Here is a 20,976-nt window from a genome sequence, read left to right on the forward strand (position 1 = left end):
AGCCCCTCTTGAAGCCCAGCGACGCCTATCTGACCCTGGATCGCATGACGGTGCTGATTGTTGACGACAATGCGCCGCTGCGCGGGATATTGCGCACGATCCTTCACGCCATGGGCGCTGCAAGAATCTATGAAGCCAGCGATGTCCCCGCTGCAATGGATATCCTCCAGCATGAGCATCTGGACCTGCTCATCTGTGACTGGAAGATGAAGCCTGTCGACGGGATCGAGCTGGTGCGCTGGGTTCGCAATCCCGCGAAAAGTCCGTGCGCCACCCTGCCCATTCTCATGCTGACCTGTTATGCTGACGCCGAGCGCGTGAAACGCGCGCGAGACGCTGGCGTGACTGAATTCATGGTGAAACCGTTCAGTCCGGAAAGCATTTACCAACACATTTCGTCGATGTTTAGAAAACCAAGGCGTTTTGTGGATTCGAAGAGCTTTTTCGGACCTGATCGGCGCCGTAAGATGGATTCGCGCATTGGCGATGACCGACGCGTGCGTTCAGGGGTCAAGAGTTAGATCGGGAAGCGGAGCCTCCTCAGCATGGCAAAACCTGACAAATCGGTTGAGATCATCAATCCGCCGAACATGCTCAAGGCCAAGGTGGGCGGCAAACTGCCGCCTGCTGACCAGGCAGCGATCGAACGCGCGGAAATGGCTCTGGGCCAGATCAAGCATCAATTCCAGGACTGGCTGGCCGAAGAGGTCACCAAGATGGAAGCCCTGATGGATTCAGTCAGTCAGGACGGTCTGCTGGGCGAGAGCGGCGAAATGCTCTTCACCTGCGCCCATGACCTGCGCGGTCTCGGCTCCACCTATGAATTTCCCATCATTTCGCGGATTTCAGGCTCTCTGGCCAAGCTGATCGAGACCAAGCAACGCCGGTCGATCGCCCCGATCGCGCTGGTTCGCGCCCATGCAAGCTCGATCCGCGCAGCGCTCATCCAGAATATCCGTTCTGATGAAGACCCGGTCGGTCGCCAGCTCGCTGAAGAGCTGGAAACCCAGGTTGTGGCGCTTGTCGGCGCGGATTGATCCGCGCCGACCGCAATCATTTCTGTAATCGAAGTCCCGGTTTACGGACGTTAGCTGGCCGCCGCGAGATGGCGACGGCTCAGCTCGGTCTCGTCGGCATCCAGACGATCCATGATGTAATCCAGCTCGGCCTGAGGCACGCCCTGGAACTGGGTCAGGATGCGTTCGGCGAGCAAACGGCGGAAACGGACAATGTCCGGCGTGCCGTTCGGGCCGATTTCAAGCGAATGCCAGGCTGACACGGCGGCGCGCGCCACCGGCAGGATCCGTTCGGGCATGCCTGCGCGTTTGAAGAGGGTCTCAAGCCCCAGAGAGCCGGCGTCATGAACCAAAAGCCAGGCCTTCTCATGGCTCAGGCCGGTCATTTCGGCCATGCAATGCTCGAAGAAACTCATATGGCCGCGGAAGAGCGAGCGCAGGATCAGGGACGGCGTCAGCCGGCCATTCATCTGCAATTGCTGCACGAAACGGCGCGGCTCGTCCGACAGGCCCGCCTGCTCGACGAGATCCACGGTCGCCCGCTCACGCGCGCCTTCCGCCAGCTCGACAGCCAGCTGGGCCGGCAAGGCATGCCGGTTGACCAGCTTCTGCATCGCCTCGTCCGATATGTGGGCGATGAGCTTCTCGGTGATGTTCACGGGCAGCGCATTGCGCAGGACGAACTGGTCCAGCACATCCGCATCGCCATCAAACCGGTTGAGCGCTGAGGCATAGCCGCGCTCGTCGAACCGGGCGCCATTATTGGACGCCAGGATCTTGACCGCCTCGCGATCGCCCAGCTCCACAAGCTCGTGAACCACGCTTTCCGACACCGAGGAACGGGCCGCCACAGCCGCCTGACGTCGCGCCGAGGAGGTGCGGACGATCTCCACAAGGTCGTCATCGCTCAGAACCGGAGATCCGGCGATGACCGGCAGGGCGATGGAATCCACATCCTTGGCGAGTTTGCGCGCGACATCCGGGGGCAGATGCGTGGAACGCTGCAAGGTCACCGACAAGGAACGGCGCACCATTTCAGCCGCGTCTTCGGCGAGGAGGCGGACCACCTCGGCGCCAATGGCGCGTTCGTCGTCACTCAGGTCCACGGACGCAAAGCGCGCGCAGAATTTGCGGGCGGCGAGCGCGCGGCCTTCAGAGTCTGTCGCACTGGACAGGCGCTGAATGTCGTCACGGGTCAGTCGCGCACGAAGGGTCTGAACAGTCATGGCACTACAAGCCTCATTCTAGGTCTGTTCGCGCCTCTAGCGTCTCAACAAGAAGTTAACGACCTGTTGCGCGACTTATCGCCGTTTCATCTTTCGGAAGAGGAACGCTCCGGAGCGCGCAGGGACGCGAGGATCTCGACCACCGCTGGAGAGAGCACCCCGTCGCCTACCCGCGCCGCGCCATATCCGCCCTGGGCGAAACGCGCCCAGGACGAGGCCATGGCCGTCACCGGCGATGAGGCGTCCGTGACCTGGGCGACCTCACGCGTCAGCGTGACCGCTTCACCCGTCAGCTTCTCCATCAGCTCCCCGGCGTTCAGCGCCCGCCCATTGTCGTAAAACACTGGACGGTTCGCCGCCGCAGCGTTCGGGAACAGCTGATCAGCCCTTTGGGTCGGGTTGGATTCCACACCCTGGATAAGGCGGATCGCGCCGCCTGCGCCGAGGAAATGCGCAGCATAGAGTTCGCCGCTTGTCGGAGAGCGGCCAATGGCGCTCTCGATCCGCGAGGCGTTTTCCGCCGCCAGCTCGCCCGCCATGAAAGCAGCGGCCTGCGGATCAAAGCGCAGATTGAGCACGGCCTCTCTTTGAGACGGATCTGAAATTTGGAAGCGTCCGTCAGCATTCTGTTCGATCGAGGCCGCAGCGTCGCCCATGCCATGCTGGTCGCCATAGCGGGCGACCATGGCGAACCAGGTCTGCTCGATGAACTGGAACATGCCCGCTGCGCTGGACGTTGCGGCCCGCGCCCCGGCGTCAAAACCACTTTCGCGAGACGCCGTACGCATCAGGAAATCGAAATCCGCCCCTGTGCGCTCCGCCGCCTGCGCAATCAGTCTGGAAGGCGTGAAGGCGTTGCCGCCCGCAGGATTGATGGGATTGGACATGGCGCTCACCGCGAATCGTTACCCGTTCACGATGACAGCGATGTGGTAAACATTCGTTAAGACCTGAGCGCCTGGCGCTGCGGGGAAAAGTAGTCAGCAGTCGCGCTTCGGGGCGTCGCGCCCATGGCTTCCAGCATGAGTTCGGCCATGCCCGGCGCCGAGAGCACGCCATTGCGATAGGCGCCCAACGCCAGATACAGCCCCGGCGTCACTTCCCCGACGACCGGCATGGCATCGCGCGATTGCGGACGCAGCCCGGCCCAATGCTCCACGAAATCAGCCGACTGCAGCCCGGGCAGGGCCTGTCGGGCCGCCTTCACCAGACGCTCAAGCGTCTCAGGATCAGTCTCAAGACTGGTCTTGCCGGGCTCAACACTGGCGCCGGCGATCAGGCGTCCTTCGGACTTGGCGGCCAGATAGATCGAGAGCCCGCGCACAACACGCCGCGGCGCCTGCCCTGACGGCAGGTCAAACCGGACCATCTGCCCTTTCACGGGGATCATGCGCGCACCCTCGGCAAGCTCGACAAACCGCTCCGCGCCGGTGGCCAGGATGACGCAATCCGCCTGGCGCTCCGCCCCGTCCGACATGCGGACGCCAACCACCCGGCCGCCCTGGCGCACCAGGGATTCCACACGCATTCCTTCCTGGACTTCGCCGCCCCTGGCGCGAATGGCGTCTGCAAGAACAAGGCCCATGATGCGGTTATCAAGCTGGCCATCGTGCGGAAACACCAGGGCGCCCAGCCCCGGGGCGAGCACAGGTTCAATCTGGCTCAGAGTGCGGGCGTTCACACGCTCCGTAACGACGCCGAACCGGCGGGCCAGAACCTCCGCCCTATCAAGCCGCTCATGGTCCTGTGGCTTGAACGCCGGCGTCAGCGATCCCCGCTGATCATAGCCCAGGCGATGGGGGCTGAGCGCCTGCACTTGCGGCGCCCAGTCGCCCCACAGCCTCTGGGACCGCCTGAGAAAGCCCGCATAGGGATCGGCGAGCGGATGCCCCGGCTCCAGTTCAAAACAGGCCTCGAATCCGGCCGCCAGCATTCCGCCAGAGGCCCAGAGGGCGCCGCGCCCGACCTGCGCGGCTTCAAGGACAGTCACACGTGCGCCCGCACTCGCCAGCGCCCAGGCGCAGGCCAGTCCGACCGCGCCGCCCCCAACGATCAGGGTGCGATCGGGAAGGTTCTGGGCTAGACTGCGAGCGGGCATGGGGCGGGTCATCCCGTAGGGCGTGAAGACATCAGCGCGTTTGATGTACTCCGACATGAAAGGCATAGCCATGGCGCAAGCTGCAACCGTATCGGCCCTGTGTGCATGGGTCGCGCTCTCCGCCGCGCTGACCGCGCCTGAACAGGCCCGGGCCCAGGACGCTGACGAAACCACACGCGACTGCGTCCGCATCATGAACGTCAACGGCTATTCGACGCTGGATGACCAGCATCTGCTGCTCAATAGCGGAGCCAGCCGACACTATCTCGTGACCACGAGGCGCTCCTGCTACGGGCTTGAACGCGGCATGCAGGTGGGCCTCAGCTTTCCCGAACGCACCCGGATCTGCAATGCGAGCCTTGAGTATGTGGTCGTGCCGGATGGCGGGCGTTGCCGCATCTCCACGATCGAGGAGGTGGAGGACGCCGACGCCGCCCGCGCCCTGATCGAGGCGCGCGCCGAAGCCGGCGCCGACGGTGACAGCCGCTAGCAGCGGTCAGCTTCCAGGTGCAGTCAGAGCCTAGCTCGCCGCTTCGGACGCGCGTTCTTCCTGCTCGACACGCGCGGCGCCGTCTTCAAGCACGGCGAGGCAATCGCGGATGAAACGCTCGCCGTCATGCTCGGTGCCCGTATCCATCCAGGACCGGCCCAGCGTGCGCGTGTAGAATTCGATGATCGGGCTGCGCCAGCGATCAAGAGTGCGCGTGCGTTCGGGCGCTCCACGGGCGCCCCGAGCCGCACTCTCCAGCGCCGCTTCGTAGACATCGCGCAGATAGGTCAGGGTCGAGGGCGCGTCCGCGAGCAGAGCGAGAGAGGTTTTCGCGGCGGACTTCACCTGGCGGTCGCCTTCGCGCAGGGCCGCGGCATGGGCGGAATCCGCGCCGGCGGGGCCAGCCTCGTGCATGTCCGGCACGAGCTCGATCAGTTCAGAAAGCAGGCATAATCCCTTGCGCAGATCCTGGCGCAGGCGAATGGTCTGGGTGGGACGCCCGCTGAGCTGCATCTGGTCGAGATAGACCCGCCCGGCCTCCTCCAGCACTCGCTTGAGTGCGCCGCGATGAAGGGTCTTGATGTCATGCCGAGCGGAAATCCGATCGAGATCCGAGTCCGTATAGATCGGATCATTCTCGATGATCACAAACTGGGCGCCGCCTGAACTCAACCGTCCCATATCCGCCTCATGGCTGGAGATTCGCTTAAGGAAAATATGGTGTCGGAAAACGCCGAACTAACAAGACCTCGCGTTAACGATTTGGGCGGAACCTGTGGAGCAACTCGATAACCCCCAGCAGAACAAGGGCTTGAGAATCACAATTCGCCCCACACGCGAAAGCCGCATCTGAAGGCTCCATCCTGTCTTGAAAGGAAGATGGTACCGCCTCCCCGGTTCGAACGGGGGACCTCTAGATCCACAATCTAGCGCTCTAACCAACTGAGCTAAGGCGGCACGCTTTGCGCCCTGTCGGGGCGGGAGCCCTCACGACAGGGCGCGGAAACTAGCGCCGGGCGCGACGGCGCGCAAGACCCGTTTCTGCGCTTTGCGCACCCGTGCTCAGCGCCCTAGGCATAGCCTTGTTCAGCAATGTGACGCTGCAGATTTTCAATGCGCGTGGCGTCAGACGGGTGGGTCGACATGAACTCCACCGGGCGACGGGCGTTCTGGGCCGATTTGGCGCGCCAGAACTCCAGCGCCTCGGATGGGCGATAGCCGGCCCGGGCCATGTAATCGACGCCCAGGATATCGGCTTCCAGTTCATGCTGACGCGAATAGGGCAGCAGCACGCCATAGGTCACGCCCGTGCCCAGAATGCCTGACCAGGTGTCGAGATTCTGCACGTTGGCCGCCCCGAGCCCGGCATTGACCACAGCGAGCCCGAGGCCGGCCGTCGCTTGCTGGCGCGCCCGCTGGGCGGCGTGATTACGGCTGAGATGCGCCACTTCATGGCCCATCACGGTGGCTACCTGGTCATCATTGCTCATGGTCTCAAGGATGCCGCGATAGAAAGCGACCTTGCCGCCGGGCAGGACCCAGGCGTTCTGCTGATCTGAATCGAAGACCACGAATTCCCACTCATACTGGGTCAGACCCGAGGCGGGCACGATGCGTTGCCCGACGCGGCGGACGGTGTTGTTCAGCGTCCGGTCCCGGCTGATGGTTTCCTGCTGGCGCGCCTGCTCCCAGGCGGCCTGGGAGGCCTGCATGATCTGGGCGTCCGAGACCAGCGCCGCGCCCAGCCCGCCGCCATCCGTCGCACACCCGGCGAGCGGGAATACGGTTCCAGCCGCCAAGCCCACCAGCAATTCCCGCCGGCCCATGGTGACGCGCGGCAGTGCGTTGAGTTCGTCTTCGGTCATGGATCGTCCCCTGTTCCAGCTTTTTGGCGCTTCGCCATCAAATCGCCCTCACCTTCCCTTACCGGCTGGGGTCTGGTTGAGCGATATGGTAAATCATTGTCGCTGATCGCGGGAATTCCGCAAGCTCAGCCTCGTCGCCGCCGCCCTACCGCGCTCTCGGGAGACACCTTCATGCGCCGTCTGCTTATCGCTCTTCTGGTTCTTGTCATTCTCGTGATCGGCGTCGCCGTTCTGGCGCCCGCCCTGGTCCCCACGGACCTGATCCGCGAGCGCACCGAGACCGCGGCGCAGGAGGCTCTGGGCCGGGAGGTGACGCTGGCCGGCGATATCCGCTTGCAGGTGCTGCCCCAGCTTCAGGTGCGCGCCAATGACGCCCGCATCGCCAATGCCGAAGGCTTTGGCGAGGAGCCTTTCGCCGAGATGCAGGAAATGCGGGTCGCGGTGGCGCTGATCCCGCTTTTGCAGCGCCAGATCGAAATCGAGGAGTTCGTCCTTGTTGATCCGGTCATCCGCCTGCAGAGCAATGCGCGCGGCAACAACTGGACCTTTGGCGACAATACGGAGGCTGTTGCGCAAGCCACTCCTGAAGAGGGCTTCCAGCGTCAGCCCGGCGCCCTGCCCTTCGAGGCCAGCTTTGGCGATGTGCGGATCGAGAATGGCGCCGTCACCTTTGATGACGGCGTCCAGACCCGCCGGTTTGATGCGCTCAATCTGTCCATTGATCTGCCGTCGGTGGACCAGCCGGTGCGCTTGCGCGGTTCGTTCGAGGCCGATGGCCGCCCGATGAATTTCAACGCCGAGCTTGGATCCCTGCGCGGTTTCTTCGAGGGCCGGGAAACGCCCTTCTCGACCACGCTGAACGGCCCCCTCGCCGATCTCACGCTGGAAGGCCGCTTCCTGGAAAGCACCGAGCTGGCGTTTGACGGGGATATGGATGTAACGCTGCCCTTGCGCGCACTTGCGCGCTATCTGGGCGCAGACCTGCCCGATGGCGACATTTTCCGCCAGTTCAGCGCGCGCTCCGCGGTCTCCGGAGAGCCGGGTCTTTTGCGCCTGCGCGAGGCGCGCATCAGCTTTGACGATATCGACGCCCAGGGCGCCATGACGCTGAATTATGGCGGCGCCCGGCCACGCATTACGGGGGAGTTGAGCACCGCCATGCTGGACCTCACCCCTTACATTCCTGCGGACAGTGAGCCGGACGCCAATCGCGCCGGCGCCCCTGCCGGCATTTCCCAATGGAGCAATGAGCCGATCGATCTGGCGCCGCTTCGCACGCTCGATTCCGAGCTCACCATACGCGCTGAAGAGCTCAAAGCGCGTGACATCGAAGTCAGCGACGTCACCGCTCTGGTGACCGTGGATCAGGGCCGCATGACGGCGCGCCTCAACCGCTTCCAGCTGTATGGAGGCACGGGCGAGGCCGTGGCGGTCATTAATGCGCGCAGCAATACGCCGAGCTTCTCCTTCAACGCCAATCTGGATGCGCTGGAAGCGCAGCCCTTCCTGCTGGCGGCGGCGCAGTTTGACCGTCTGATCGGGGATGGCGGCTTCAATCTGGATCTCACCGCCAGCGGCTCGAGCCCGGCGGCGATCATGAATTCCCTGTCCGGGACCGGCGGGTTCGAATTCAATGACGGCGCCATCAAGGGCGTGAACCTCGCCCAGATGATCCGCACCGTGCAGACCGCGCTTCAGAACCGCGCCCTGCCCACCGCCTTTGCCGAATCCGAGCAGACCGACTTCTCGAGCCTCGGAGGCACCTTTACCGTGACCAATGGCGTGGTGAGCAACCAGGATCTGCAAATGCTCAGCCCGCTTTTGCGCGTGCTGGGCGACGGCCGCATCGATCTGGGCGCCCAGAGCATCGACTACCGCCTCACCCCGCGCGCCGTGCAGTCCCTGACCGGTCAGGGCGGCCAGCTCGATCTTCAGGGTCTGGAAGTGCCGGTGCGTCTGCAGGGCGGGTTCAACAATGTCTCCGCCCGCATCGATTTCGAGGCCGTGGCCCGCAACCTTCTCAGCCAGCAGGCGGGGCGCCTGCTGCGTCAGAATGGCGACAGTGAAACGGACGACGACGCCCCCGCCTCGCCTGAAGATGTGGTCCGCGGCCTGTTCGGGCAGCTCCTGAACAACAACCGCAATCAGCCGGATGAAGAGGCGCCGGACGAGGAAGATGGCGGCGAACAGCCGAACTAGTCCTTGATCGCAGACCAGTCGGCTTATCTACTGGCCCCGAAAGGGCGGACCTCGACGTCCGCCCCTGCACTCGGGGAGCAAGCCAATGAACAAGATCGCAGCCGCCGGTATGGTCGCCGCCATGGCCTTTAGCGAATTCGGAGCGTCAGCCGGCGCGCAGGACTTCTATCCCGGAGACCGGGTGAGCGGTGATCATTTCGCGACCCGCTCTCCGGTGACCGCGGTCCATGGCATGGCCGCCACGGCCCATCCGCTGGCCACTCAGATAGCGCTCGACATCCTCAAATCCGGCGGCAACGCCGTGGACGCCGCCATAGCGGCGAACGCGGCGCTCGGCCTCATGGAGCCGACCGGCAATGGCATTGGCGGGGACATCTTCGTCATTGTCTATGATCCCGAGACGCGACAGGTCTATGGCCTGAACGGCGCCGGACGCTCGCCCCTTGGCCTGAGCTATGAAGAGGTCGTCGAGACGGTCGGCGAAGACGGCGCCATTCCGCCGCTGGGCGCCATGCCGGTCTCCGTGCCCGGCACGGTGGATGGCTGGTATACCCTGCACGAACGTTTTGGCGAAATGCCGATGGATGAGGTGCTGGCGCCCACGATCCGCTATGCCGAGGAGGGTTTCCCCCTCACCCAGACGATCGCCTATTACTGGGATCGGAACATGTCGATCCTCGAGGCCCGCCATGCACAGGACGAGATCGAGGAATTCGACAACGCCCGCGCCACCTATCTCACCGAGGATGGCGACGCGCCCCGCGAGGGCGAGATCTTCCGCAATCCCGACCTCGCCAGCACCCTGCGCCAGATCGCCGAGGGCGGACGGGACGCCTTTTATGAGGGCGAGATCGCCCGCACCATCGACGCCTATATGCAGCGCATTGGCGGCTGGATTCGCTATGAGGATCTGGCGAACCATCGCTCCGAATGGGTGGAGCCGGTCAGCGTGAACTATCGCGGCTATGATGTGTGGGAATTGCCGCCCCAGGGTCAGGGCATCGCCGCCCTGCAGATGCTGCAGATCCTTGAAGACTACGACCTCGCCTCCATGGGCTTCATGAGCGCAGACGCCCTGCATGTGCAGATCGAGGCCAAGCGTCTCGCCTTTGAGGACCGCGCGCGTTTTTACGCCGATCCCGACTTTGCGCCGGCTCCGGTCGAAGCGCTTCTGAGCGAGGAGTACGCCGCCGAGCGCCGCGCTCTCATTTCCATGGACCAGGCGATGCAAAGCGTCACCCATGGCGACCCGGCGATCCTTGAGGATGGCGACACCACCTATCTGACGGTCGCGGACGGCAATGGCATGATGGTCTCGCTGATCCAGTCGAACTTCCGGGGCATGGGCTCGGGTCTTGTGCCGGACGGGTTGGGCTTCATGTTCCAGGATCGCGGCGAGCTGTTCAGCCTCGACCCGAACCACCCCAATGTCTACGCGCCGGGCAAACGCCCCTTCCACACCATCATCCCGGCGATGATCACTCAAGACGGTGATGGCGTGATGAGCTTTGGCCTTATGGGCGGCGGCATGCAGCCCCAGGGCCATGTGCAGATCGTTTCCAACATCATCGATTTCGGGCTCAATGTTCAGGAAGCGGGCGACGCGGCGCGCTGGCGCCATGAAGGCTCCACCTCCGAGACCGGCGTCGCGGGCGAGACCGCAGGCGTCGGCGTTGTGCATCTGGAAAGCGGCGTGCCGGCCGAAGTTCGCGCCGAACTGGAGGCCCGCGGCCACGTCATCGGCGCATCCGATGGCGGCTTTGGCGGCTATCAGGCGATCTGGCGCGACCGCGAGACCGGCGTGCTCTACGGCGCCAGCGAGATGCGCAAGGACGGAAACGCCCAAGGCTATTAAAGCCTTGTCATGAACACGGGGGCGACTTCGCTTTCAGTCCCGGTTCAGGTTGGACGGCCCATAAACCCCGGCATAGTCTGATCTGGTCATTAGGAGACTGAGATGCGTTTCGCCCCTGTTCTGCTTGCCGCCATGGCCGGTCTTGCCGTGACCGCCGACCTCGCTGAAGCCCAGCGCCACGATCGGGGCCGCGGTCCGTCGATCACCCTTTATGACCAGCCCAACTATCAGGGCCGATCTGTGGTGATCGACACTGACGCCGAAAATCTTGACTGGCTGAACTTCAACGACATGGCCAGCTCGATCCGGGTCAGCGGCGGGCAATGGGAAGTCTGCATCGATGCGAGCTATCGCGGCACCTGCCAGGTTATCGACTCTGACCTGCCGAATATGAGCCAGTGGGCCTTCAATGACCGGATCAGCTCGATCCGTCCCGTTCATGACCAGGGTCGCCGTGGCCGGACGCGCGACAACGGCGTCACGCTCTGGTCCGGACCGAACTTCACGGGCCGCAGCGTCACCCTGATCGAGCCGAGCGACAATCTGAATCGTCTGGGGTTCAACGACGCCGCCCAGTCCATTGAGGTGCATTCGGGCGACTGGACCTTCTGCCAGCACGCTGACTATGGCGGACGCTGCGTCGAGATTGATCGCGATGTACGCAATCTGAACGCCTACAACCTCAACCGAGAGATCAGCTCGGCCACCAATCAGCACCGTCCGCGCGACGATGATTACGGCTATCCGGGACGCCCCGGTCACGGCTCCAACCGCATCGAGGGCGGCGTGCAGGGCGTGCAGTCGGTCTTCTTTGCGCGCCCGACCGCAAACGGCTACGCCATTTCCGCCTGCGACAGCCGCAGCTATGGCCGGTGCGGAGATCAGGAAGCCGACGCGCTGTGCCGCGTCAGCGGCATGAACCGTGCGGTTCATTATGGCGTCGAGCGGGCCCGGGGATCGGTCTGGTCGCTGGATGAGCGTCGTCCGGTTCGCGGCGACGAAGCACTCGTGGACGTGCTGTGCGTACGCTAGGCGCATCCACATAAGTCAAAAGAAACCCCGGCTCCGGGCGCCGGGGTTTTTTATGTCCAGACCGGACTGAGATCAGGCGCCGGCGCGCTGGAACGGATAAAAGTCTGATCCCAGACCCAGAATGCTGGTCAGCGCATCCAGCGCCTCGCGGCTTTCATTCACAAGGGCCGGATCGCCCAGATCCCCCGGCGCCAATGCCTCGCGATAATGGGTTTGCGCCCAGTCGGTGAGCTGCGCATAGAGCGCGTCATCCATCATCACTTTGGGATTGACGGCGTGGCGCTCGGCCTCGGTCAGCACCACGCGCAAGCGCAGGCAAGCTGGCCCGCCGCCATTGCGCATGGACTGGCGCACATCGGCGAACTTCACCGCGCCAATGGGCGTATTGCCGTCCACAAGACGCTGGCAATAGGCGTTGGTGGAGGCGGTTTCCTCGGTCTCTTTCGGCGCCACGAGAACCTGGCGCGCCTCGCCCGGCCAGATCAGAAGCTGGGAGTTGAAAAGGTAGGACGTGATGGCGTCCTCCAGCGGCACCTCGGCGTCGGGCACTTCCACAAAGACCGGCTCGAAGAGGCCGTCCGCCGCCTTGCGAATGGCGTCCAGTGCAGCGGCCTTGTCCTCAAAGGCGTGCTCATGGAAGAACAGGACAGGACCGGTTCCCACGCACACGACATCATTGTGGAAGGCGCCCGCCTCGATCGCCTTGCGCGACTGGCGGATATGGACGGTGCGCTCAGACTTCAGACCATGGCGGCGCTCCACCGCTTCGCACGCCTGCAGGGTCTGGCGCGCCGGGAACTTGCCGTCCCAAGCCTCGAACGCATCCCGGCCATGAACGAAGATTTCAACGCCTTCCGCGCCATGCTCGGCGCACAGGCGCACATGGTTGGCGGCGCCCTCGTCTGCGAAGGCGGACTGATAGGGCAGCGTGTCGTGCACGGCGAAGCGCGCCGCGTCCGGAAAGATCGCCGACAGGGCGCGACGGGTCTGCTCGCCTTCGATGGAACGGTGCAACGCCGTCAGCAGGTTGGCGGGGGTGAAGTGAAGACGCCCGTCCGCCGTATCGGCGCTCGGGCTGACCGTGGCGGCATTCGCCGCCCACATGGAGCTGGCGGACAGCATGTTCAGCGCCAGCGCAGGCTGGGCCTTGTACGCGGCTTCCCAGATTGCGCCGTCACTGGCGCCTGAAAAGCCCAGCGCTTTGAGGTGCGGAATGTACGGGCGCTCCTGCGGCGGCAGCACGCCCTGCACCAGACCGGCGTCGGCGAGGCTTTTGGCTTTCGCCAGCCCTTCCAGCACGCCCGCACGCGGCGCGGCGATGGAGCCGGAATTCTTGGCGCTCGCCAGATTGCCCGGCGCGAGCCCGCCATAATTATGGGTCGGGCCGACAAGGCCGTCGAAATTGGCTTCCACCGCGCTCATGATCAGAGCCCTTTCACAGGCATTTTCTCGACCGTCGCAGCGGCCTGGGTCGCCACCGGATAGGCCACATAGTCCGCGGCGTAATAGGCGCTCGGGCGCAGATTGCCCGACTGGCCCGGCCCGCCGAACGGCATGGTGGAGGCCGCGCCCGGCGTCGGACGATTGCGGTTCACGATGCCGGCGCGGCTGCCCGCCCAGAACTGCTTCCAGAGATCTTCAGAGTCAGACACCAACCCGGCCGACAGGCCATAGGCGGTATTGTTGGCTTCCTTGAGCGCCGCCTCGAAACTGTCCGCCCGGCGTACCTGCAGGAGCGGGCCGAAGACTTCCTCGTCCGGCGTGTCCACGCCATCCACATCCAGAAGCCCGGGGCTGACAAAGGCGTCGCCGAGCGCCATGGCTTCGGACTTGACGATGGGTCTGGCGCCCAGAGCAATGAGCTCATCCTGCGCCTTGAGAACATTCGCGGCCGCCTGAGCCGAGACCAGCGGCCCCATGAAGGGTTCGGGATCGGCGTTCCACACATTGACGCTGAGCTTGCCGATCATGCCGACCAGCTGCTCGACCACGGCATCGCCCGCTGCGCCCTGGGGCAGGATCAGGCGACGCGCACAGGAGCAGCGCTGCCCTGCTGTAATGTAGCTCGACAGCACCGCAATGCGTGCGGCGGCCTCGGCGTCGGCCGCATCCCAGACCACGAGCGGGTTGTTGCCGCCCATTTCGAGCGCCAGTTGCACGCCCGTGCGGCCTGCAAACTTCTTGTGGATGAAGGAACCGGTGTTCCAGCTGCCGGTGAACAGCACGCCATCCAGTTCGGGATCGTCCAGCGCCGCGGCGCCGGTTTCACGCGCGCCCTGCACCAGGTTCAGAACGCCGGCGGGCAAGCCCGCCTTCTCCCAGCACTGGACCATGAATTCGCCCACGGCCGGAGTCAGCTCGGACGGCTTGAACACCACGGTGTTGCCCGCCAGAAGCGCGGGAATGATATGCCCGTTCGGCAGGTGTCCGGGGAAGTTGTACGGACCGAGGACGAACATGACGCCCAGCGGCTTGTGATCGAGCACAGCCTCGCCGAATTCGGTTTCGGTGACCTTGCGCCCGGCGCGCTCATCATGGGCGGCGATGGAAACGCCGACCTTGGCCGCCATGGCGCCCGCCTCGCCCTTGGTTTCCCAGAGCGGCTTGCCGGTCTCCCGGCTGATCAGCTGGGCGATGTGATCGGCTTCCGCCTTGACGATGTCGCCATAGGCCTCAACCACCGCCCGACGCTCTTCATAAGGGGTCAGCGCCCATTCGCCGAACGCGGCGCGGGACGATCCGAACGCCTCCTTGACGATGTCAGGCGTGGCGCTCTTGCCGGTCCAGACCGTGTCGCCCGTGGCGGGATCGGTTGAGCTCATCGCGGCGGCGCCGCCTGACACCCATTGTCCTGAGATAAAAGCGGAATGCGCCATCAGCTTAGCTCCTTGGTCCATAGGCGTACGGTTTGTCCCGCGCTGACATTCAACGCGCGGGCGGCGTCTGCATCCAGAGAAACGGCGTCCCCGGTGACGCTGACCTCTGCATGCACGCATCGGAAATCAGGCATCTGATTGTTGGAGACCAGAGCGCGCAGCGTGTCGCCGCCCGGCGCGCCGTCCGCCACGCTCATCAGATGACTGTCCTTGATGGTGCGGACATCATCGGTCTCACAGCTGACCAGCGGCCCGCCATCGAAAATGTCCACATAGCGGTCATAGCGAAAGCCTTCCGACTCCAGCAATCGCAATGCATTGGCGCCATGGGGATGGGTCTTGCCGATCACGGCCTGGACCTCGTCCGGCAAGAGATCGAGAAAGATCGCCGAGCGCGGCATCAGGTCGAGGATGAACTGGTTGTCCGTGGCTGCTGACAGGGAATCCGCTTCCTCAAAACTCATGCGGAAGAAGGGACGCGTCACATGCTCGTAGAAAACGGACTCGCCCTTGTCGTCTACAACGCCGCGCAACTCAGACAGCATGCGATGGCCAAAGCGGGTTCGGTCCGCCGCCACCAGCATGTAGCGGCTCTGCGAGGTGAGCCGCCCTGCCCCTGACCCGCGCAGCGCGTCGCTGACAAACAGCGACCCCACTTCCGTGCAGCCGGCGAAATCATTCACGAGCAGCATGGCGTCCATGTCAAAGCGGCGATCCGCTTCTCTGGAAGACTGGGCGATGGTGAAAATCTTGAAGTCGAAATAGGGCTTCTTCACCCCCACTTCGGCTTTCACCGCCGCGGTGCCGTAGACCTGACCAGTGACGGAATCCTCCAGCATCAGCTGGTAGACGCACTCGGAACGGTCCTCGAGCACGCCTTCAAACGCCTGCTCGGACTTCAGGAGTTTGGCGTGCAAGGCCTCGTCATCCAGCGACAGGCTGGTGAAACCCGGACCCGCAGCCCGCGCGAGTTCTACGAATGCGGCATGGTCATCTGACCGTGCGGCGCGCACCACGAGCATGGCGCGTCCCCCTTGTTCTAACCGGCCTCTGACAGAGCCCGGGCATCCTGCGCATTGAACCGTCCGCGCGCGAACTGCATCAACATCACTGCTGACAACTGCGCCCGTTCGACGAAGCTCGAAAGCTTCGCGATCTCGCGGTCAGAGTGAATGTCGGCGCCGCGCACACCCAGCGTGTCCACATTGGGACAACCGGACGCCCACAGATTATTGCCTTCGCAGACGCCGCCGGTATCGGCCCACTTTATGTCCAGACCTATGGCCTGACCCGCCGTCCGCGTCCAGTCGAACATGCGCTGGTTGGCGGGGCTCATGGGTTTGGGAGGGCGCGTGAAACCGCCGTGAAGGTCTGCAGTGATGCCGTCCCGCGCATCGGCGGCCCGCACCAGCTTTTCCATCTCGGACTTGGCCCAGATGGCGTCCTCTTCGGTCTTCACCCGCACATTGAAGCGGCAAATCCCCAGATCCGGCACCACATTGGGCGCCCCGCCCCCATCAATGCGGGAGACATTGAAGGTCACGTCAGGGCGCTGACCATTGAGAAGGTCGAGTGAACGCGCGAAATCCGCCGCCGCCACGATGGCGTTCCGGCCCAGATGGTGCTCGCGCCCGGCATGGGCGGCGCGTCCCAGACAGCGTAGCGAAAAATTACCCGAGCCCTTGCGGGCCCCGGCCAGCGAGCCATCCGCCAGCGCCGGCTCATAGGTCATGCCCACATGGGCTTTCGAGCCCAGTTCCATCAGGACAGGGCCGGACCCCAGCGAGCCGATCTCCTCATCCGGGCTGACAAGGATGTCATAGCCGATCTGTTTGGCCCAGGGGCTGCGCTCAAGCGCCAGAAGGCCATGCAGCATCACAAGAAGGCCGCCCTTCATGTCCGCCACGCCCGGCCCGTTGATCGTGTCGTCATCCACAAGACGCCAGTCCTGAAACCCGCTGTCCTTCGGGAACACTGTGTCATGGTGCCCGGTGAGCACGATGCGGACCGGCGCTTCGGGCCGTTTGGACACCTTCATCGAAGGCGTATAGGGCACCTCGCGGATTTCGCCGTCGAGTTCGACCGTGGTGGAGGGTTCGAGCTCCACTGCGCTGACATCTCCCTCAAGCTCGGAGAACGCCTCGGACAGGGCCGTGCGCATGGTCTCAAGACCGTCAGCATTGCGGCTGCCCGAATTGATTTTCGACCAGGCCTTCACCGTGTCGATCATGTGATCGCCGCGGCTTTCGATCCAGTCGAGGATGGCGCGTTCGTCCTTGTCGAGGGAGATATCAGTCATGGCGGTCCTTTCCGATCAGGCGTCCTTGAGAGCTTGTTCAAAGTCGGCGATCAGGTCGTCCGGATTCTCGACCCCGATCGACACGCGAACCATGCCCGGATCAAACCCCAGGCGCTGCTGAAGCTCCCGGTCCACCGCGGCGTGGGTGGTGCTGCCCGGATGGCAGATCAAGGTCTCGGTGCCGCCCAGCGACACGGCCAGCTTGGCCACCTTCAGCGCATTGAGCATGCGGAAGGCCGCATCCTGCCCGCCCTCGACGTCAAAGGCGAAGGTCGAGCCGTGCATGTCGCCGGACTGGCGCTTGTGCACTTCGTAATCGCGCGTGCCCTCCTCCAGGAAACCCAGATAGCGGACCTTCTTCACCTTGGGGTGATCGCGCAGATATTCCGCCACCTTGCGGGCGCCTTCGAAGGCGGCGCGCATGCGCAGCGTCACGGTTTCAAGCGAGCGCGCCAGCATCCAGCAGGTATGCGGGTCCAGATTGGTGCCCATGCCCGAGCGCAACTTGCGCACCGGAAGCATCTGGTCGGACTTGCCCAGCGCCGCGCCCCCGATCAGGTCGGAGTGGCCGCCGATATATTTGGTCAGCGAATAGACGACGATATCGCCGCCCAGCTCCAACGGCTTGTGGCCGATGGGGCCGAGAATGGTGTTGTCCACCACCACCGGCGGGCGGTGGCCCTGACGCTCGCCGATCTCATCGGCCAGCTTGGCCATGAGCTTGAGGTCCACCACCTCATTGGTCGGATTGGTCGGGGTCTCGCAATACAGAACCGAGATGCGCCCTTTATCCAGGGCCGCATCCACGACCTTGCGGATTTCCTCTTCAGAGGCGCCCGCGAAGAAGTCGGCGCTGGCGATGCCGTATTGCGGCAGGATCGAGCGGATGAGGGTCTCCGTGCCGCCATAGAGCGGCGTCGATTGCAGGATCACGTCGCCAGCGCGCGAATGGGCCATCAGCACCGTCGAGATCGCGCCCATGCCCGACGAGAACACCAGCGCGTCTTCGGCCCCTTCAAAGACCGCGAGCCGGTCCTCGAGCACTTCCATGTTGGGGTTGTTGAAACGCGAGTACAGCAGCCCCGCCGTCTCCGGATCACCCGCTTCCTTCTTGCCGCCCATGATGCGGAAATAGGCCGCGCCCTCTTCCGCCGTCGCGAAAGCGAAGGTCGAGGTGAGAAAGACGGGCGGCTTGATGGAACCTTCCGACATCTTAGCATCGAAGCCGTAGCTCATCATCAGGGTTTCAGGGCTCAGCGCGCGGTCGCCCAGCGCGCGTTTGCGATAGGGAGTGTCCGGCTTGCTCATGGGCCAGGTCCTTGTTCAGAACGCCCTGCCGGGACCGGGCGGGCGTAAAAATCTAAATCGGTGATGGCAGGTACTTGCGATGCGTGCGCGGCCTGGTCAACCCGCTCCCAGGGAAGGATGCCAGCCCTGCGGCGCCTGCACACAGGAGATTGCGTTGCGATCACGCAAGCCAGGCCAAGCGGGCTTTACGGCGCCAACGAAAACGGCCCGGGGCGAGACGCCCCGGGCCGCAATCTTTCGCCAGTGCGATAGACCTAGTTGAGGTCGATCATCACTTCAGCGCGACGGTTGAGCGGCTCACGCACGCCATCCGGGGTCTCGACGGCCGGACGGCTTTCGCCGAAGGCTTCGAGAGAGATGGCGGACGCCGGAACGCCGAGGCGAACCATTTCGTCGCGGACCGCACGCGCACGGCGCTCGGACAGGCCGACGTTGTAGGACGCAGCGCCCGAACGGTCAGCGTGGCCGTCGATGCTCACGGAAGCCACGCCGCAATTGCGAGCCTGACTGACCGCCTGGTTGATCACGGCAGCCGCCTGGCTGGAGATCTCGGAACGGTCCCAAGCAAAGTACACCACGAAGCCGGCGTCTTCACATTCCGGCGCCGGAGGCGGCGGAGGAGGCGGCGGCGGGGGCGGCGGCGGCGGGGGCGGCGGCGGGGGCGGCGGCGCAGCAGGCTCCGGAGCGGAGAACAGATAGCGCAGGCCGATCCAGGCCTCATGACCGCCAACGCGACCCAGCTCCAGGTTCGGAGCATAATCGGTCTCGCCGTAGCCGAAGTAACGGTACTCGGTGTCGAGGGTCAGGTTGCGGGCGAGCTCCCAGCCGATGCCGGCGATCAGCTGATAGCCGACCGTTGCATCAGAATCGTCGACCGTCACGAAGGTCGAAGCCGGGGAGTAGGTGCCAGTGTCCCAGCCCATGGCGGAAATGTCGGACTGAACCCAGCCCAGACCAGCGCCGATGTAGGGAGTCCAGAACGAACCCGTGTCGAAATCATAGATGAGGTTCAGCATGCCGGACCACACCTGGAAGTCCGAGCTGCTGTTCTCGAAGTTGCCGACAGCGCCGGTGTCGTTGAAGCGGTGAGCCAGCTCACCTTCAAGACGCCAGTTGTTGGCCCACTGGTAGCCGAGAGCCAGCTTTTCGCGAATATCGCCTTCGCCCTGGATCTCGCCGTTCAGGCTGCCGGAGACATCAACGTCGCCCGGAGCGCCATAACCAAGCGCACCGCTGACGTACCAACCTTCATCCGCAACCGCCATGGACGGCGCGGCGAGGATGGCCCCAACGGCGACTGCCGAAAGAAGCTTTGTTTTCATCCTATCCCCCTCCGGGCGGAGAACGCCCTTCGTGTGAGCATTAAAATTAACATCGTGCCCAACGCACCAAGACGAGCATTGGTTCCATGTCACGCACATCGATAACTGATTTGATTGCACAACACCACTGGAATGGCGCGGATTCCGCCCCCGTTAGCGCACGACGGAACGCTCCTGGAGCGCCAGAAACTCATTTTCATCCACCCCGAGGCGTTCGTGCAACACCTCCTGGGTGTGTTCCGCGAAACGCGGCGGCGCGCGATGATATTGCGGCGGCGTCTGGAGCAGGCGCATCGGATTCGCAATCATGGGCGCGTCGCCAATGCCGGTCATGGGCAGCGTGAACGCCAGCTCTCGCGAGCGGGCCTGTTCATGGCTGAAGACCTGATCCAGTTGCAGGATCGGCCCGCATGGCACGCCCGCCTCGTGCAGTGCGCCTATCCAGTGATCCGTGCCCCGTGTCGCCAGGACCAGGGTGATCTCAGCGACGAGGATTTCCCGGTTGGCGACGCGATCCGAATTTCGCCTGAAACGCGAGTCCGCCCCCCATTCCGGTCGCCCCAGAGCCGATGCAAACGCCTGGAACTGGCCATCATTGCCCACAGCCACCGCCAGTCGCCCGTCCGCCGTTGGGAAGTCCTGATACGGAACGATATTGGGATGCGCGTTTCCGGCGCGCCCTGGCGGCTTGCCGGAAACGAAATAGTTCGCCGCCTGGTTGGCCAGCATTGCGGCCTGCACATCAAACAACGCCATGTCGATATGTTGGCCGCCCCGACCCGTAGAGCGGGCGATCAGCGCCGCCATGACCGCGCCCGCCGCATACACGCCGGTAAACAGATCGACGGCCGGCACGCCCACCTTCATCGGCGCATCTTCGCCGGTCACGCTCATCAGGCCGCCCATGGCCTGGATCAGAAAGTCGTAGCCGGGCTGGTTCGACCACGGGCCCGTCTGGCCGAAGCCGGTCACCGAGCAATAGACCAGATCAGGGTTGATCGCGCTCAGGCTGTCGTAATCGAGCCCGTACTTGCGCAGGCCGCCGGTCTTGTAGTTCTCGATCACCACATCGCTCTCGGCGGCCAGCCGCTTCAGAATCGCCTGACCGTCCGGATCCGTAATGTTGACGGCGATGGAGCGCTTGTTGCGGTTGGCGCACAGATAATAGGCCGCATCCGCCTCCGCGCCGCTCTCGTCCTTGAGAAAGGGCGGCCCCCAGCGACGCGTATCATCGCCGGATGCCGGGTTCTCCACCTTGATGACGTCGGCGCCCAGATCCCCCAGGATTTGCGCGCACCAGGGCCCCGCGAGAACCCGGGACAGGTCCAGAACCTTGATATGGGACAACGGCGCGAGGGTCATGTACGGCTCCAGAGCAGAACGGTTAGGG

18 protein-coding genes and 1 tRNA gene are annotated in these 20,976 nt (G+C 64.1%); 6 read left to right on the forward strand and 13 right to left on the reverse strand.

Annotation, left to right across the window (positions count from 1 at the left end):
* Positions 1-8 precede the first annotated feature (8 nt).
* Positions 9-521 (forward strand): response regulator, encoded by a 513-nt coding sequence (locus tag OA2633_RS03950; RefSeq protein WP_009801193.1) that lies wholly within the window; start codon positions 9-11, stop codon positions 519-521.
* A 24-nt stretch (positions 522-545) separates the two neighbouring features.
* Positions 546-1,037: a hypothetical protein gene (locus OA2633_RS03955; RefSeq protein ID WP_009801194.1), complete on the forward strand. Its 492-nt coding sequence runs from the start codon at positions 546-548 to the stop codon at positions 1,035-1,037.
* 50 nt (positions 1,038-1,087) lie between these two features.
* Here the strand turns inward: OA2633_RS03955 and OA2633_RS03960 are convergent, their stop codons facing one another.
* The 3 genes from OA2633_RS03960 to OA2633_RS03970 all read right to left on the reverse strand — a co-directional run bounded on the left by OA2633_RS03960 (position 1,088) and on the right by OA2633_RS03970 (position 4,412).
* Entirely contained in the window at positions 1,088-2,242 is a 1,155-nt protein-coding gene (locus OA2633_RS03960; RefSeq protein WP_009801195.1) for a DUF2336 domain-containing protein, read from the reverse strand.
* 86 nt (positions 2,243-2,328) lie between these two features.
* A complete protein-coding gene (locus tag OA2633_RS03965; protein WP_040612449.1) occupies positions 2,329-3,129 on the reverse strand; it encodes a hypothetical protein in 801 nt (266 codons plus the stop codon).
* A gap of 56 nt (positions 3,130-3,185) precedes the next feature.
* Positions 3,186-4,412, reverse strand: coding sequence for an FAD-binding oxidoreductase (locus OA2633_RS03970; protein ID WP_162010963.1), 1,227 nt, complete (start codon positions 4,410-4,412; stop codon positions 3,186-3,188).
* On the opposite strand from OA2633_RS03970, the gene OA2633_RS03975 reads away from it, so the two are divergent.
* A complete protein-coding gene (locus OA2633_RS03975; protein ID WP_009801198.1) occupies positions 4,411-4,830 on the forward strand; it encodes a DUF6491 family protein in 420 nt (139 codons plus the stop codon). The genes OA2633_RS03970 and OA2633_RS03975 overlap by 2 nt on opposite strands.
* Before the next feature lie 30 nt (positions 4,831-4,860).
* Here the strand turns inward: OA2633_RS03975 and OA2633_RS03980 are convergent, their stop codons facing one another.
* The 3 genes from OA2633_RS03980 to OA2633_RS03990 all read right to left on the reverse strand — a co-directional run bounded on the left by OA2633_RS03980 (position 4,861) and on the right by OA2633_RS03990 (position 6,695).
* A complete protein-coding gene (locus OA2633_RS03980) occupies positions 4,861-5,511 on the reverse strand; it encodes a hypothetical protein (protein ID WP_009801199.1) in 651 nt (216 codons plus the stop codon).
* Between the two features lie 199 nt (positions 5,512-5,710).
* A tRNA-His gene (locus OA2633_RS03985) sits at positions 5,711-5,787 on the reverse strand.
* 113 nt (positions 5,788-5,900) lie between these two features.
* Positions 5,901-6,695: a M48 family metallopeptidase gene (locus OA2633_RS03990; protein WP_009801200.1), complete on the reverse strand. Its 795-nt coding sequence runs from the start codon at positions 6,693-6,695 to the stop codon at positions 5,901-5,903.
* A gap of 171 nt (positions 6,696-6,866) precedes the next feature.
* Here OA2633_RS03990 and OA2633_RS03995 point away from each other — a divergent pair, with 171 nt between their 5' ends.
* The 3 genes from OA2633_RS03995 (at position 6,867) to OA2633_RS16235 (ending at position 11,781) form a co-directional block, all read left to right on the forward strand.
* Complete coding sequence (locus tag OA2633_RS03995; RefSeq protein WP_009801201.1) at positions 6,867-8,894, forward strand: AsmA family protein; 2,028 nt, start codon at positions 6,867-6,869, stop codon at positions 8,892-8,894.
* 85 nt (positions 8,895-8,979) lie between these two features.
* Positions 8,980-10,749: a gamma-glutamyltransferase gene (gene ggt / locus OA2633_RS04000; RefSeq protein WP_009801202.1), complete on the forward strand. Its 1,770-nt coding sequence runs from the start codon at positions 8,980-8,982 to the stop codon at positions 10,747-10,749.
* Positions 10,750-10,851: 102 nt separating this feature from the next.
* Positions 10,852-11,781, forward strand: a complete 930-nt coding sequence (locus OA2633_RS16235) for a beta/gamma crystallin-related protein (RefSeq protein ID WP_009801203.1) — start codon at positions 10,852-10,854, stop codon at positions 11,779-11,781.
* 72 nt (positions 11,782-11,853) lie between these two features.
* Here OA2633_RS16235 and astB read toward each other — a convergent pair whose 3' ends face one another.
* From astB to OA2633_RS04040, 7 genes are all read right to left on the reverse strand, one after another.
* Positions 11,854-13,203, reverse strand: coding sequence for an N-succinylarginine dihydrolase (gene astB, locus OA2633_RS04010; protein ID WP_009801204.1), 1,350 nt, complete (start codon positions 13,201-13,203; stop codon positions 11,854-11,856).
* Between the two features lie 2 nt (positions 13,204-13,205).
* Positions 13,206-14,657 carry a succinylglutamate-semialdehyde dehydrogenase gene (astD, locus tag OA2633_RS04015; RefSeq protein ID WP_009801205.1) on the reverse strand — a complete coding sequence of 484 codons (1,452 nt, stop codon included), beginning with the start codon at positions 14,655-14,657 and terminating at the stop codon, positions 13,206-13,208.
* Positions 14,657-15,679 carry an arginine N-succinyltransferase gene (locus tag OA2633_RS04020; protein WP_009801206.1) on the reverse strand — a complete coding sequence of 341 codons (1,023 nt, stop codon included), beginning with the start codon at positions 15,677-15,679 and terminating at the stop codon, positions 14,657-14,659. The genes astD and OA2633_RS04020 overlap by 1 nt, the downstream gene beginning before the upstream one ends.
* A gap of 17 nt (positions 15,680-15,696) precedes the next feature.
* Positions 15,697-16,956 carry a hydrolase gene (locus OA2633_RS04025; RefSeq protein ID WP_009801207.1) on the reverse strand — a complete coding sequence of 420 codons (1,260 nt, stop codon included), beginning with the start codon at positions 16,954-16,956 and terminating at the stop codon, positions 15,697-15,699.
* A 15-nt stretch (positions 16,957-16,971) separates the two neighbouring features.
* Complete coding sequence (locus OA2633_RS04030) at positions 16,972-18,264, reverse strand: cystathionine gamma-synthase family protein (protein ID WP_009801208.1); 1,293 nt, start codon at positions 18,262-18,264, stop codon at positions 16,972-16,974.
* A gap of 254 nt (positions 18,265-18,518) precedes the next feature.
* Positions 18,519-19,586 carry an OmpA family protein gene (locus tag OA2633_RS04035; protein WP_009801209.1) on the reverse strand — a complete coding sequence of 356 codons (1,068 nt, stop codon included), beginning with the start codon at positions 19,584-19,586 and terminating at the stop codon, positions 18,519-18,521.
* A 153-nt stretch (positions 19,587-19,739) separates the two neighbouring features.
* The gene (locus tag OA2633_RS04040) at positions 19,740-20,948 is read right to left on the reverse strand and encodes a CaiB/BaiF CoA-transferase family protein (RefSeq protein ID WP_009801210.1); all 1,209 of its coding nucleotides are present in this window, start codon (positions 20,946-20,948) and stop codon (positions 19,740-19,742) included.
* Between the last annotated feature and the right edge of the window lie 28 nt (positions 20,949-20,976).

This window comes from Oceanicaulis sp. HTCC2633 (assembly GCF_000152745.1).
Taxonomy (GTDB): domain Bacteria; phylum Pseudomonadota; class Alphaproteobacteria; order Caulobacterales; family Maricaulaceae; genus Oceanicaulis.

Coding starts and splice junctions, on each gene's coding strand:
- OA2633_RS04040 (WP_009801210.1), bottom strand. CDS start 20,948: ATGACCCTCGCGCCGTTGTCCCATATCAAGGTTCTGGACCTGTCCCGG.
- OA2633_RS03965 (WP_040612449.1), bottom strand. CDS start 3,129: ATGTCCAATCCCATCAATCCTGCGGGCGGCAACGCCTTCACGCCTTCC.
- OA2633_RS03995 (WP_009801201.1), top strand. CDS start 6,867: ATGCGCCGTCTGCTTATCGCTCTTCTGGTTCTTGTCATTCTCGTGATC.
- OA2633_RS04035 (WP_009801209.1), bottom strand. CDS start 19,586: ATGAAAACAAAGCTTCTTTCGGCAGTCGCCGTTGGGGCCATCCTCGCC.
- OA2633_RS03960 (WP_009801195.1), bottom strand. CDS start 2,242: ATGACTGTTCAGACCCTTCGTGCGCGACTGACCCGTGACGACATTCAG.
- OA2633_RS03970 (WP_162010963.1), bottom strand. CDS start 4,412: ATGGCTATGCCTTTCATGTCGGAGTACATCAAACGCGCTGATGTCTTC.
- OA2633_RS04025 (WP_009801207.1), bottom strand. CDS start 16,956: ATGACTGATATCTCCCTCGACAAGGACGAACGCGCCATCCTCGACTGG.
- OA2633_RS03975 (WP_009801198.1), top strand. CDS start 4,411: ATGGCGCAAGCTGCAACCGTATCGGCCCTGTGTGCATGGGTCGCGCTC.
- astD (WP_009801205.1), bottom strand. CDS start 14,657: ATGGCGCATTCCGCTTTTATCTCAGGACAATGGGTGTCAGGCGGCGCC.
- OA2633_RS03955 (WP_009801194.1), top strand. CDS start 546: ATGGCAAAACCTGACAAATCGGTTGAGATCATCAATCCGCCGAACATG.
- OA2633_RS16235 (WP_009801203.1), top strand. CDS start 10,852: ATGCGTTTCGCCCCTGTTCTGCTTGCCGCCATGGCCGGTCTTGCCGTG.
- astB (WP_009801204.1), bottom strand. CDS start 13,203: ATGAGCGCGGTGGAAGCCAATTTCGACGGCCTTGTCGGCCCGACCCAT.
- OA2633_RS03990 (WP_009801200.1), bottom strand. CDS start 6,695: ATGACCGAAGACGAACTCAACGCACTGCCGCGCGTCACCATGGGCCGG.
- ggt (WP_009801202.1), top strand. CDS start 8,980: ATGAACAAGATCGCAGCCGCCGGTATGGTCGCCGCCATGGCCTTTAGC.
- OA2633_RS04020 (WP_009801206.1), bottom strand. CDS start 15,679: ATGCTCGTGGTGCGCGCCGCACGGTCAGATGACCATGCCGCATTCGTA.
- OA2633_RS03980 (WP_009801199.1), bottom strand. CDS start 5,511: ATGGGACGGTTGAGTTCAGGCGGCGCCCAGTTTGTGATCATCGAGAAT.
- OA2633_RS04030 (WP_009801208.1), bottom strand. CDS start 18,264: ATGAGCAAGCCGGACACTCCCTATCGCAAACGCGCGCTGGGCGACCGC.